The organism is Halobacteriovorax sp. JY17, from assembly GCF_002753895.1.
Lineage (GTDB): Bacteria > Bdellovibrionota > Bacteriovoracia > Bacteriovoracales > Bacteriovoracaceae > Halobacteriovorax.
This window is the reverse complement of record NZ_NJER01000003.1, coordinates 35,953-50,079: the sequence shown is the minus strand read 5'-3', so window position 1 is coordinate 50,079 and position 14,127 is coordinate 35,953. Positions and strand designations below refer to the sequence as shown.

The window sequence follows — 14,127 nt, the reverse complement described above, 5'->3', positions numbered from 1 at the left end:
GATATGAAGCTCTTAATTGATCATCTATTAGGGAGAAATTAAATGAAGAATTTTTTTATAGGATGTTTTGCAGTGTCATCTCTTCTTGTTTTTGGAGCAGAGAATACGCTTGCAAAAGATTGTTCTACAGTAGAGACGTGCTCAGAGAAGTCGCTAAAGAGAAATAACCGTGATCGTGATAGGGGAAGTTCTAATAGTGGAAGCGCGAGAGGAAATAGAGGAACGACTAGACCACAAAGAGATACGGGAACAACTAGACCACAAAGAAATTCTGGAACAACTAGACCACAAAGAAATACGGGAACTGTAAGACCTCAGAGAAATAATAATACAACAGTTAATAGAGGAAGAGGCGATAGAACTCCTCCTGCGAGAACAAATGTAAATAGAAATACAAGACCTACAAGAGTCAATCTTGTAAGAAGAACATCTGCTTATAGAAGTTATGGACATCGTCCAAATTGGAATAGAGTAAGTCAAAGATACGTAAGACATGCTCATACTACTTACCGGTATAATAGAGCTCATGATAGTAGATGGAACTCTAGAAGAAATTATTTTAGATCTGTTCCTTATAGAGATATCTACTGGGATAGATGGCTAAGAGTAAGAGTTACTTGGAATGACGGGTATTCTTGGTATGATGGTTATCCTTGGTATTCGTATAACGGATACAGACATAGATATAGCCATGTCGATACGTGTGACTATGAGCTTGTTGACGGGTGGAATAACACGGTCGAGAGAACATATTATAACTACACATGCTCTTTTGGTTATGATCAATGCGCGAATCAAAGAGATCAAATGAATGATTGGTCGAATGACTATAGATACTTCTGTTCTGAGAAACTAGAGGGAAGTGTTTACGATTACGACTATGATTATAACGATGACTTCTACTCAGATGTATACACTGATTCATACGATGATGGGTATGATGGATATGGCGGAAGCGATGATGAATGGGACCAGGATTTTGACAATAGCTGGAATTAAGAGATTATTTAGGGCCTTTATTAGGCCCTTTTTTTCTGCTATTTCAGTATCTTAAAGTGTTATTTTTCTAACATGTCTAAAATTTACACAACCCTATAAAAAATAACATGCCGTAATTATTGAACTTCTCCTAGATGTACTTGGCCCCCAACTTGCAAATATAAGCCTATATAACTTATAGGGGACTTATATGAAGAGATTTATCTCTGCACTACTAATTTACTTAATTTCTTTCCAATTAGCTTTCGCTGAGACGCTACTTCGTGTCCCTGCTTCGGCAAATATACCTCACAAATTTTCAACTGAAGAATTATTAAAAGAAATTAGCGATTTTAAAGATTCGATTAAAGGAAAAGATCTGAAGGCCGTTTGTAATACAGATGAAGTAGATACTTTAGAGAGAGCAGTTAATGAAGAAGAATCAGAAGAAGAAGATCTATTTGGTTTTGATTCGCAAGACGTTGTTGCTTATGATGAAAATACTCTAAGTAATTGGGAGAAAATTGTTAAGGGGATTAATGAGGCTTCTTGTGGTCAATACCTTTATACATTTGATGCAAACTTGGCAAAAGAAGAAGCTGAAAAGTGTGTTCCAAAAAGAGTAAAAGGTCATATAGAAAAGTTTGCAGAAAAAGTAATGAAGCTTGAAGAAGAAGAGAAAGAAGATCAAATACCTTCTCTTGGAGCGAAAGATGAGCTTTTAACTTCTTTAAGTAAGAAAGCTAAAACTTTAAAAGATGAATTAAAGAAATACCTATACGACGATGAAGTAGAAGAAGAAGTTAGAAGAGACCTACTTGTAAAGTATCTTGGAGGAGTACTTCTTCCAATGAGAGATCTTGTTGTATCAAAGCGTTCATATGTTGATAGAGAGTATGATGGAAAATTCTTCTACGAGTCATTATTACCTGAATTTCCAACTGATTTAATCGATGAAGATCAAATTGATCAAAGAAAGTTAATTACTCTTGGACCAGATGAGCAAACTGACCCGTACCACTTATCTGTTTTAGATGAGTCTTGGGGAAAGTCTCGTCTCGTATTCAACGAAAGTGAAGTTCTCTCTCGTGATGTTCTAACTCTTGTTAAAACACCAACAAAAAGAAATTATGTAAGAGCTCTTAAGTGGTTTACACTTCATATGATGATGTCTCAAGTTTATATTTATCAAGCAATGCTAGGTGATGAAGACGCGGTAGATATTCCAAAGTCATGTCAATCTCACTTCAATGGAAGTCTTCCTGAGAAATTTAAGTTTAACTTTGTTGAAGGACAGGGAGATACTTATCTTCAAAATATCATGTCTGGGCATGGGCTTACTTTTAATTTAAATAACTATCAATATCTTGAATACTTCATGGATAATGCAGATAAAGACCCAACAAAAATGGGATACTCAGGTTTACTTCCATTTGAAGAATATAAGAGTGCTCTTAGAAATGCTAGAGACGGAAGTCACTTTACAAAATCTGATATTGACGATGTTTCTCATTACCAAACAGTTGTTCAAATGAAACTTCCTGAGGCAATGCAGGTATTTAAGGGGAAGACAAGAGCAAACTATAATAGAAGAAGTGGAAAGCATGCTGCCGCTAGAACTTATACTTATAATATTGGAACTGAGTTTCAGAAGTTCTTTGAAAAACCATCTGCGGAAAAAATTTATGAAACAAAATTAAAAGATGGTTCTATGGGGTCGATCAATACACAAAGACAAAATCTTTCTTTGTTTTTAACAGAATTAATGCAGAAAAAAGGTGCTACTCACTATACAGAAATAATGTCAGAAAGGCTTGTTAACAAGCTATCTAAGAATAAGTCTAAGATTAAAATGCCTTCATTATATGGAGCCGCAGTGTGGAGAAATTGGGCACTAAAAAATATTGCTCTTTATTTAGAGTCTAATAGAGAAGTTGTAAAGACGGATAAGGCCTACAGAGACGCTCAAATAGCTTGCCAATATGTTGGAAGAGGAAGCGATATTTGTAAGGACGGTAAAGGAAAGCATATTGTTGCTCAAATGGCAGATTACTTAAAAGAGTTCACGACTACTTCTGATTTTGTTCCACTTAGAAGATTAGAAGAAATGAAGCTAGAAAATAATTATCCAGTTTTTGGATATATTTGGAATATGAATGTAAATCGTGGAAACTCAGATTTTTCATTTGGATTTATGAATGAGTATGATTTTCTCACAGGGCAGATGCAAGCTTTAAATCCTTGGGCATCAGCGAGATTGAGCTACTTGGTCGCTCTTGATGAATTAGAGCACGTTGAAGAGGGGATAACTCCAAATTATATTCAGACAAGAAGAGGAAAGAGAGTTTCTAGCGAAACAAGAATTCAAAGAGATAATGTAAAGAAGCATATTGAAATGCTAGAGAAAGCTGCAAAGAAGATTAAAATCAATACGATTTTAGTTCCAAGCTATGCCAATCAAATCCTTTCTACAGATGAGAAAGACTACTTTTGGAATGATATTGCTGAGAGAGTGAATGAAGAAAACTCAAATATTTTCCAAACAGAACTTAAAGGAAAGAGTTACTATTCAAGACTTGAAGACCTCTCTTATCAAACTCTTTTAACAAGAGATAACGTAGAAGAGTATGAAGGTAAGTATAATTCAAGAATTTCTGGGGAAGCATGGGATGAAATTGATGATGTTCTCGAGAGTGATGAAGGACAAATTGGTCAATTCTTTCTAGATCTTTATAAGAATAGAGGAAATGTAGATAAGCAAATCTCTATGTTTGAAGATTTTTCTTCTGAAAATGGAATCGACAATAAATTCTCAGCTAAGATGAACTTCCTCTCTTTAGATAATGGAATAAAAACTCCAATCTTTAAAGATCTTATAAGAGAAGCAGCACAGGTGAGAAAACTTAAGGTTTTAAATAACCTCAATGATTTTTGTAATATGGAGCCAAATACACATGAAGATATGAAGACACTATTTTATGCGACTTCTAAGGCTCAAAATCAACTTAATCAACTGGCAGGACTTCCTGGAGTACCAGAAAATGTTTTAGATAAAATCAATTCAATGTCAGATGAAGAGTGGACTGATATGTGGCTAGGTCTTGGAGCAGGTTTCTTAGGTGTAGCTGCTATTATCATTGGCTCTGCTTGTACTGGAGTTACAGGTGGTCTTTGTGCACCTCTTGGAATTGCTATGATTGCAGCGGGAACATCAGCTCTAACAATGCAGTTGACTCTTGTTTATAGAGAAGTTGATCGTAAACTTGATGCAGATAAGAATGAAGAAAAAGTTAAGAGAATGGAAGATATGGGTTTTGCTACTTCGGGTAGTTCTGATGAAGTTTCTAGAACTTGGGGATGGGCAATCTTTGAAGCAGTTTCTCTTATTCCTATGGTTGGAGTTGTTGGAAGATCGGTTAAAGTAGGTTCAAAGATGACTTATATCTCGGCCAGAACAATGCTTAGAAATACTGGTAAAGTTGGATTCAAGAAAGCTTCAAGAATGGCCGGAATTGCTGGAAAGACTGTAGCAACTGAGGCAGACGTAAGCTTTGCTAGATATGTACTAGGGTTTAAGTCTCTACAAGATGACTTGGCAAAGGCATTAGGGAGAAATTCAGATGAAGCTTCAAGAGCTGTAGAGAGTATTTCTAAAGAGCTAGTTAGAAGTGGTGCTTCTGAAGAAGCTGTAAAGAATGCAATGGGTGAGATGGAAAATGTAAAACACCTCTTTAAGAGAGGAAAAATAACAATGACTCAAATGACTCAAAAGCTTGGAAAAATCCTTGCTCCATTTAAGAAGAATGCAAAGATGGGAGCGGATGAAATTTTTGAATATACAAGTAACGTTGTCGTTAGAGAGACACCAGAGATGATTAATAAGCAGACAGCGCAAGTTGTAGCTGACTACTTTGGACACAATCCGAAAGCTCTACAGAGACTTCTTAAGTCATATTCAACGAAGTGGTTTAGTTCTCACGACAAACTTGTTCACGCAAGAGCTGTTATGAGAAAGGCAAATAAAGGTGAGTATCTTTGGGGAACAAATTGGATGAGAAAGTTTCGTTTTGAGCAATTGGCGAAGAATGGAGCAAAGATGAATAAGATGATCAAAGGGCTAGATGATGTTGCCGCTCGTGGTGATGATCTAACAGAATACCTTTTAAAAAATATGGAAGACCTATCTGATATCTTTGTAAAGATTCCAGTTAGAAAAAGAGAAATTCCTTATATGGTTCTACTTGAAGGCGGACCTCATACTGGTGGAGTTTTAAAGAATACTTCATCGGCATTCGTAAATAGAGTTTCTGGAGCGGTCTATGATCTTGCTGATGGTCTCATTATGAAGAAGTTCTTAAATGCTAGAGTTAGACTAGTATATGAGTCGACAAAAGCTACAGCAAGAGAGACATTTGGCCTAACAAAGTACGTAGCAGCAGAAACAACTTTTGAAGCGTTAAAGGCATTTGATAAGACTGTTGATGAAGCAATTCTATCTGCTTCTGCAACAAAGTCTGCCAAAATAGCAAAAGAGATGGGAGAGTTTCAAGATGCTATTGCTAAGAGAGTACACACATTCGCATCACAGAAAATAACTCCAGAGCAGATGAATGGATTTATTGGGAAATTAGGAAAGAATAAGCAAGCTTCATTTAAAGAATTTGTCGATATGACTCCTGAAGCGATTAAGAAATTATTATTTAAGGCCGAAGGAGCAAGAGAAGAAGCCCTGGCGGAAGTTATTTGGTCATCAGCTCCTATTGACGAGATCTTTGGAATGAAAGAGCTTGGAGATATGGCCTATAAAGTAGTGAGAGAGCTTTCTGAATATAGTACAGTTGGAGAATTTGACAAATTTGTAAATGCATTAAAGGTTTTAATTATAAGTAGAGACCCAGGTGTTGTTGATTTTATGTAGAAAAAATAAGAGAGAAGCTCACTTAGAGCTTCTCAGGTTGTGATTTTATCTAAAGAAGCAATTCTTCTTCTTTAGAAATTCAAGTTGGTCATTCATATAATCATCGTCACCAGCTCTTTTCTTTAGAGCTGCGTAGAAGGCATCTTGCTTATTTGTCTGTCCATCAGCACTTGCGTTAGCCTCTTTTAAGATTTTTGTCCAACCTTCAACAGTCTCATCGTCCATATCCTCACTGAATAACTTCCAAAAAGTATGTGGATTTCTTGAGTCAATTAAGTTTGTCACACCATTTTGATCAGTACTAAATTCTCTAACTGCATTAATTAGATCTTTCTGTTGCTTGTTTCCAGCTTCTGCAAGTCCAAGAAATAACCCTAGAGACTTTTCTTCTTCTGGTCTTAGCATTTTAGGACTTACTCTAGATAGATCACCAAAGTTGTACTTTGCCATTTTTGTATTGATATAATTTGTTAATTGTCTTGGTTGCTTTGGAAGAGTTTGATCGAGTACTTTCTTAGCAGTGGTATTATTAATTTCCTCAAGAGTAAACTTAAATCCATTCTTACTTAGAACATCACTCACACACTGTGCACAAGCAAGCATTGCTGAACCTGTACTACCATGTCTATTGGCAAGGAAGATAAGACTATTTATTGCATTAACAACATCGCTCTTTTTTAATTGATCTTCGGGTTTATCCAAGAGGGCAATTAATGAGTTCTTGATTCTTAAGTCTTGTGGAGTTCCTCCAAGACTATTGAGGATTTCTTTTAACTGAGCTTTTGTTGGCTTCTTTCCTGAAAAGCTTAATGCTTGAAGAGAGTTGGCCACGTATCTCTTAACTCTTGGAATTGCAATTGCGTCAACTCCGTTCTTGGTTAGAATTTCTGCTACTCCCGAATCGAAGAGAAGGAAATCAATAAGTTTTCCTCCCCCTGCATTTGCAGAAGTAATTGAAAGTAGTAGTAATAAAGTTAAAATTTTCTTTAGGAACATATCCTCTGACCTCGTGATTGGTTTCTCTAATTCAAAACATTCTCCCTTCATATCGGTATAGGTTAGCGTTTTCTTTAGGAAAAGTTTAAGAGCTAAGTCGTTGTAATTTTAAAGAAAGTCTTCAGCTTTTCCCTCTACATTCCGTTAAGGAAAACGAGGGATTAGAATGAAATCATTATTTCTACTATTTACGTTATTGGTAAGTCTTTACTCTTTTGGTAGTGTATGGACGAAGCTGTATGAAAGTAATGGCTTTTCAAAAGACGTTGAAGTCTACTATAGCTCTCTAAATAAGAAAGTTTTAATTAAGTATAAGAGTGGTCTCTTCTCTAAGGAAAGAGAAGAGAGATTTGATGCAGCTGATGTAGAACAGATTGACTCTGTTATCTCTTCTATTTCAACAATTCTTACAGAGAAAAAATTTAAAAAGAATTTAATCGAAGAAATAATAACCAGTGTTGAAAATATAAAATATCTCGACGGCTCAAGTTGTAATGTTGTTATTTTTGCTGATGTCGCTCCGGAGTCCGCAACATCTCTAACACCAATCGTAAGCGAAATAACTCAAAAGCTTGAAGAGGATTTAAAAGAGCAAAGAAGCTTCTTTGTGACGACAGTCAACATCGAAGGAAAAGGCCCTGTAGAGCTTCGTGCAATTGCTGATAATAAATTAAATATCTTAAAATTCTCACTCTTCTCTAATAAGAGCGATATTAGCAAACTAAAAATAATTAAAGACGGAGACTTTTATCATGTTAAGGATAGTGAGAAGTATTTAATGACTTTAGAGGCGAGTAAGAACGATCGAAATACAATTACTGTTTTTAAGAAGAAAGAAAATGGTCTTCAAAACACAAATAAAGTCGTGTTAGAAGTATTTAGAGATAATAATAAGTTGAGTGCTAAGAAAGTTTTAGACACGTATGCTTCGAAGTTAGATACGAAGAGGGAAATTATTCTCTCAAATGATAAAGTTAATCATGAAAAAGTTGTACGAGTTGATGGAAGTGAAAGATTCTTTAAATCAATTACTAATAATGAGTTATATTTTAAAGAGTTCTATAATTCGTCTAAGTATATTATTGAGATCGAAGAAGTATTTGTTAAATGTATGAATGATCGCCTTATTTCAAGAAAGAGTTCAACTTCTAAGATTACTCTTGATCAAGCTAGAATCGATTGTATAAAAATTTCTGAACTTGAAACGATTTTGAATGAAGATATCGAGAAGAATCATTTTCTATCTATTCAAGAAAAATTATCTGGAAAAGCTATTAAAGAAAGACTTGTTTCATGTTTAAGTTCAAGAGAGCTATTCCAAAACGTTGAACATATTAGGCTGATTAAAATCCCTTTAGTCGTGGATGTAAAAGATATTGGACAATGTCTAGAACAAAGCCAAAGAGATGTATCTACAAGTGAATTGGCCAGAAGTATCGATGATGATTTTAAACTTCAATCTTTTTTAGTTGGAGATAGTCTTATTACTAATTTAAGAACGAAGATCTTGTTAGAGCACTCGAGTTGTTTAGAAAAAGACAGTAAAGACAATTGTGAAGAGAGAATATCTAAGAGAAAGATTCCAGCTGCTCTAGAAGTTTTTCTAGAAGATAGAGGGCGTAGAAAGAATCTTACAAGGGATATACTTGTAAAAGCTATTAATGAATTCAAATTGTGTCCGGTTGAATCTAAGAAAAGCTGTTTAAGTAAGACGTTTCTGTTTATTGAGAGAGAGTCTGGAGAGCTAGATTTACAGGGAATTAGTGAGTCAATAGCACCAGAACTCGGTGTTCGTTTTAATGACGAAGACAAGAGGGTCTTTCAAGAAAATTATAATAAGTGCTATTCATCGGAAAAAGCAAGTGGAGATGAGTTACTTTCTCTTGCCAATTCTCTTGTTGAAAAGTCTTATGATTGTCAGTTGATGGCCTATAAGAAAGTTGCTCCATCGGGGATCGCTTCCTTCCTTATAGGGAAAGATCCTTATAACTCTTTTAATGAAGAAAAATCTCGAAGCCTTGAAGCTGTTCTCAAGAGAGAAATTTCAAAAGAGGTTAGCTCCTTAAAAAGTATTGTTGAGTTTAGAGGAGTTCTATCTAAAATAGAAGAGAGTGCCATCGTTCCTTATTTGGATTTTTATATTGAAGACAGATTGGAGAATTCAGAAATAAGTAGTAGAGAAAAACGTGAAATAAAGAAGACTCTTCTCTCTACTGTTGCAGGAGACTCAAAACTTAGTTTAAATAGAAATATTGAATCTCATATTAATAAGCAAAGAGTTAAAAATAGCGAGTTTAAAGTTAAATTCTTCTCTAATCAATTCTTAAAAACATTTGAAAAAGAGCTGTATGAAAAAGAGAATCTTGGTTCTAGTTCAGGTTTTCAAAGTTGTTTAGATGAGTATTCTCCAAAATGGGAAGAAATCCGATTTAGTGATTACCTAAGAAAATGTAAGAGATTATCCAAGAAGAATAACTTCTTTGAAGAGATGAAACAGAAGCTTGAAAGTGATGTTGGACAGAGTTTTTCTTTAACCTCTGTTGAGGCGAATAACATTTTAACACCCGTTTATTACTTTGAAGAGTGCTTAAAACTTATACCTACTCAGTCGGGAGATGAATCCGATTTTGAAAGTCAAATGAAGGGATGTTTTCTTATTACAGAATTTGATGTTGCTAGGAATATATCGGAAATACAAATTCAAAAGAACAAGTCTCTATTAAACGATAAAGGGGAAAGTTCTGAATCGATGAGTGAAATTTGTCATGAAAATATGTTTCTCTTAATAGGAAGTGAAATTAAGAAATCTGATGTTATTAGTTCAAAAATGAAGGACAAATACTTAGACGCGCTAAAGAGCTCGTCTAATGAGACGGATCTTATTTCAATTTTTAGAAAAAGCCATTTTAAGGTTGGAAGCGGAAGTGTTTTAGAAAATCTTAAATACGGTTCAAGCGCTGAGAAAGAGAACTTAAACATACTTATTTCAGTAGTTGGGAATGATAATGTATTTCATAAAAACTGGGTAAGTGATTACGCAAAGAAGTGTAGTGAAAATATTGATAAAGTATTATTTGATTCATTTCGCAACTTTATTTTAAACAAAATCCCAAGTTCTCAAAACCTATCTTCAAAATTCTCTGTTGAAGAAAATAGAAATATCTTAACAGCAGTCTTTGATAATGAGCTTTTAAATGAAATTTTAATTCTCTCTAGAAAAAGGGGAATGATAAATGAAATTAACCCTTCTGCTGACATTAGAGAAACAATTGTTTCAGGCGAGTTTAGTACGGAAGCCTTAGCAAATCTCATATCTGTTCTAGGAGAATATTTAGCTGAGGGACTTATCTTTGATAAGGAGTCTATGGAAACCGAACTTGTCGTTTTTAGAAGTGAACTTAAAAGAGCGCTTCAATGGATGAATAAGCAGGATAAAGCAGTGAAGCTTAGTGATATAAAAGATTTTTTTAAGACAACTCGCCTTGCTGATATTATGGCCTACGCGGTTGTTGCAAAAAATGTTTCAAAGCTATTTGATGACTATCTTTTAAAGGAAGAGAAGAGGGAAGAGCTCGAGTTCTTAAGTCGTTTTAATAAGAGAAGTTATAATCAATTTAATGATAAGCAAAAAGTACAATGGAATAGAATGAAGTCTAAGTATAGGCAGCTTCGATATCAAGCAGGTAAGATGACTTCCGCCTATGACTTTAAGCGCTTATTTAGAGACGGTAGTGAAGATACAAGAAAAAATTTAGATATGATAAAGAGTGAATACTTACTTCCATTGATTACAAATGGTAAGGCGTCTCGAGCTGCTGAGGGAAAAGTTCTTAAAATTGTTGCAAACCTTATTGTTAAGGATGACTCTGATGGTGGCTTTGCCGAGAGATTTGCTGCTACGGCCGCAAGTGAGTTCTTAAAAAATGATAATGACTCTCACTGGGCCATAACAAAGTTCTTCTTCTATGATGATAAGGATTTTAGCTGGGAAACCCTAAGGTCTACCAAATCTGGTGGAAAGGCAATTAACTACTATACTAAGCATATACTCCTTCCTGAAGTTGTTGGGCAGAAACTGGCTAAGCACACCAAAAATACTAGGCTTAATCATTTCAAGCTCTTACTTGAAAAGGCCCAGTCTGAGAATGACGAATAAATAGATTATATTTCAAAAACTAATGTATTCCTGACAGGGTATTTCGAATTTTCAATATGTTATAAACTTTATATTTTTGCTAAAAAGTTAGCTCTGAGGTATCTTGGTCGTCCTTGTTATTAAAGGAGATCTTATGATCAAGATAAGTTGCAGGTTATGCATATTTTTATTCTTCGCTCTTTTGAACTCTAGTTTTGCTAAAACAGTTGAGGCAGATCGAGCAGCAATAGCTGAGCTTAAAGAAGAATGCTCTAATAATAAGATCTATCTTGTTGATGGTGAGTATGATGTGGAGTGTGGAACTCTATATCAACACTATAATTCAAACTCTGATAAGCAATACTCTCAATCCTTGGCCACTCGTAATGGTAAAGTTCGAATTGGTGGATTCAACCTATGGCATCCGGGTTCTCAAAACTCTGGGTATAAAGACTATAAATTAATTGCAAAAATTATTAATAACTCTGATATCGTTGGAGCTTTAGAGTTACTGCCATTAGTAAGTTTAGATGCAAAAAATAATAAAGAAGTTGTTGATGCTATCAATGAAGGACCTGCAGAACTTAGATCTTTGAAGAAAGAGTTAAGTCAGGCCAATCGAAATGGTGACCTAGATAAAGTCCAGGCCCTTAAAGCAAAGATTGCTATAGTTACAGATACAATCAGTAAAGCCCCATCTCTTTATAGGTCACCAGGATATTTAAAGGTTTTAAGTGAGCTTAGAAAATTAGATAGCTCTTGGTCACTGATCTTAAGTCCAAGAGGAGACTCAGCAAAACCAACACATGTAAAAGAATTGACGGGTTTTTATTATAGAGGCCGCAGTGTTAAACCAATTACGAATGAACACTGCCAAGAAACGTATTCAAATGTAACAGCTAAGAAGTATGCTTGTTTTCCAAACTTAAGAGCATCATTTATGGGAAGAGAAACTTCTCATGTTTTTTCAAGAAGGCCACTTCTTGCGAGCTTTAAAAGTGGTAATTTTGATTTTTCAATTCTAGCTTCACATGTTGTCTTTACTTCTCCTCATCCCGTTGAAGATAGAGAGGATATGGAAAATATTTTAAGACCTTCATTTGGAGTTTCTGATTATAAAGATCTAGGAGTGGGGCTTGATTCAACTAATTATGCACGTTTTGCGGAAGCTAAAATATTGATGGAGTTGATGGAGAAGCTTAAGAAGAACTATAAAGAAAAAGATGTCATGTATGTTGGAGATATGAATCTTACTGCAGATAATCCATACTGGAGCAATTTATTAAAAGAGACTGGTGAACATGAGCTTTTAATAGACGTTGAAACTAGTCTTAGTCTTGCAAAAGAAAACTCTAGAGGAATTCCTACAAATGCTATGGCCAGTAACTATGATCATTTTATCCTACCAAAGAATGGTTTCTTGAATTGTCGAAAGAGTAATGATGACTATGATACTTCTAGGCTTAAGTACTTAGAGGGTTATGTTTATGACTATATTAGTGAAAACTACATTGTTCGATCTAAGAGAATAAAAGATCAAGATAAAGAAATTGAACAAATTTATCCAGAAGATGAAGAGCTAGGTGAAAGCATGGTTTCAAGTCTTGATTACCAGTTAACAAAGACTGGCGAAAGACAAATGAATAAAATGCTTACAAAACTAAAGTCTGAGCTAAATAAGGTTTACACAATTAAGAAAGGTGAAATTGTTAAAGATGATTCAAAAATTGAACAACGTTTGAATTACTTTAGAGATAGAGTATTTCTTTCTCAGTTAAGTAATAATACCTTCTATAGAGTTTATAAAGAAATTATTAGTGATCATTATCCAATCTCTATGAGCTGTAGCAACAAGTAATGATGAAAGTACTTTTATGCTTATTACTATTTGTGAGTAATTCCTTTGCAATGTGCGAATATCCTCACAATCCTCCAGCAATTTGTCTGGCAGGAAAAGTTACCAAGTCAGTTCCTGTGAAAGCTAAGAACTACCGCTGTCTTCTCTCTGTTGCTGTTAAAGAAATAGTCAGACCTCCAAGAACTTATGTGTTTAATTCAAATCTTGACCGCGTTGATTTTAAGAACGCTCAAAAACTATCTGCAAAAACTATTAAGCTTTATAGTAAGAAGAATTGTGATGCAAAAGAAATTAGAACAATTGCTGAATACAACTGCAATGATAGAAACGCAGATATTGCAGATATGAGTTTATTAGACGCTGAGTCTATTCAATTAAAGGTTCGCGATCCTTGGACTGAGAAAAATCCCCTGATAGATTGCTCTCCACTTCTTTCCAAGTAGGGATATTTGAATAGTCGATATTGATTGTTGTGAGTAATTCCTTCAGTTCTTTTGGTAAGGGAGACTCGACTTCTACTTTTAAGAAATCTAAATCAATTTTAAATCGATAGGAATGAAGAAAGATTCTGTGAAAGCCATGTGTTTCACGGTAGTAGTTATTTATTTTTCCCTTTCCGTGCTTGGTATCTCCGATGAGATGATGACTTGACCTCGAGAAATGTCTTCTTATCTGGTGAGTCCGACCAGTTTCTATAGTTATTTGCATGAGAGTTGCTCGCTCACTGGTGGTGAGTGGACGATACTTTGTCAGTGCTTCTTGTTTAATTTTCTTTTCATTTGAAAGAGCGAAATTAAAAATACCCTCTTCTTGAATTTCTCCAAAGACAAGTGCGAGGTATTCCTTATGAACCTTTAATTTATCATGCCAGTGTTCTTGAACGCGCTTAACGATATCTCCATTTAACCCAAACATTAGGGCGCCTGAAACTGGTCTATCAAGCCTATGGATAGGGTAAACTCTCTGGCCAATTTGATCTCTAACCCTTCTCATTAAATTGTCTTTCTCGTTGGTCTCTTTCCAGTATGGGTGAACCAGGAGGCCCGAAGGCTTAGTGACAATGATAACTTCCTCATTTTGAAAGAGGATTTCTATAGGCTCTGGTGGGATAATTTCAACTTCTTCTTCTAGCATTAGTGAAACTTATCCTAAGTTTAAGTTATTGTGAAGTTAAATTGCACCGCGCATCGGTGTAAGGTGCAGATAGTGATTAACGAATCAATGCACTTTATGTGATAATAA

General features: G+C 35.0%; 7 protein-coding genes. 5 read left to right on the top strand and 2 right to left on the bottom strand.

Annotated features, from left to right (window positions below; all coding sequences use genetic code 11):
- Positions 1–42: 42 nt before the first annotated feature.
- Together CES88_RS12575 and CES88_RS12570 are read left to right on the top strand one after the other, a co-directional pair.
- The gene (locus CES88_RS12575) at positions 43–999 is read left to right on the top strand and encodes a hypothetical protein (RefSeq protein ID WP_290734891.1); all 957 of its coding nucleotides are present in this window, start codon (positions 43–45) and stop codon (positions 997–999) included.
- Positions 1,000–1,189: 190 nt separating this feature from the next.
- Positions 1,190–5,896, top strand: a complete 4,707-nt coding sequence (locus CES88_RS12570; RefSeq protein WP_290734889.1) for a hypothetical protein — start codon at positions 1,190–1,192, stop codon at positions 5,894–5,896.
- A gap of 45 nt (positions 5,897–5,941) precedes the next feature.
- Here the strand turns inward: CES88_RS12570 and CES88_RS12565 are convergent, their stop codons facing one another.
- The gene (locus tag CES88_RS12565) at positions 5,942–6,943 is read right to left on the bottom strand and encodes a hypothetical protein (RefSeq protein ID WP_290734888.1); all 1,002 of its coding nucleotides are present in this window, start codon (positions 6,941–6,943) and stop codon (positions 5,942–5,944) included.
- Between the two features lie 115 nt (positions 6,944–7,058).
- Here CES88_RS12565 and CES88_RS12560 point away from each other — a divergent pair, with 115 nt between their 5' ends.
- The 3 genes from CES88_RS12560 (at position 7,059) to CES88_RS12550 (ending at position 13,328) form a co-directional block, all read left to right on the top strand.
- The gene (locus CES88_RS12560) at positions 7,059–11,048 is read left to right on the top strand and encodes a hypothetical protein (protein ID WP_290734886.1); all 3,990 of its coding nucleotides are present in this window, start codon (positions 7,059–7,061) and stop codon (positions 11,046–11,048) included.
- 133 nt (positions 11,049–11,181) lie between these two features.
- Positions 11,182–12,885 (top strand): hypothetical protein, encoded by a 1,704-nt coding sequence (locus CES88_RS12555; RefSeq protein WP_290734884.1) that lies wholly within the window; start codon positions 11,182–11,184, stop codon positions 12,883–12,885.
- Entirely contained in the window at positions 12,885–13,328 is a 444-nt protein-coding gene (locus CES88_RS12550) for a hypothetical protein (protein WP_290734882.1), read from the top strand. Before CES88_RS12555 ends, CES88_RS12550 begins: the two co-directional genes overlap by 1 nt.
- On the opposite strand, the gene CES88_RS12545 is transcribed toward CES88_RS12550, so the two are convergent.
- Positions 13,252–14,019 (bottom strand): pseudouridine synthase, encoded by a 768-nt coding sequence (locus tag CES88_RS12545; RefSeq protein ID WP_290734880.1) that lies wholly within the window; start codon positions 14,017–14,019, stop codon positions 13,252–13,254. The genes CES88_RS12550 and CES88_RS12545 overlap by 77 nt on opposite strands.
- Positions 14,020–14,127 lie beyond the last annotated feature (108 nt).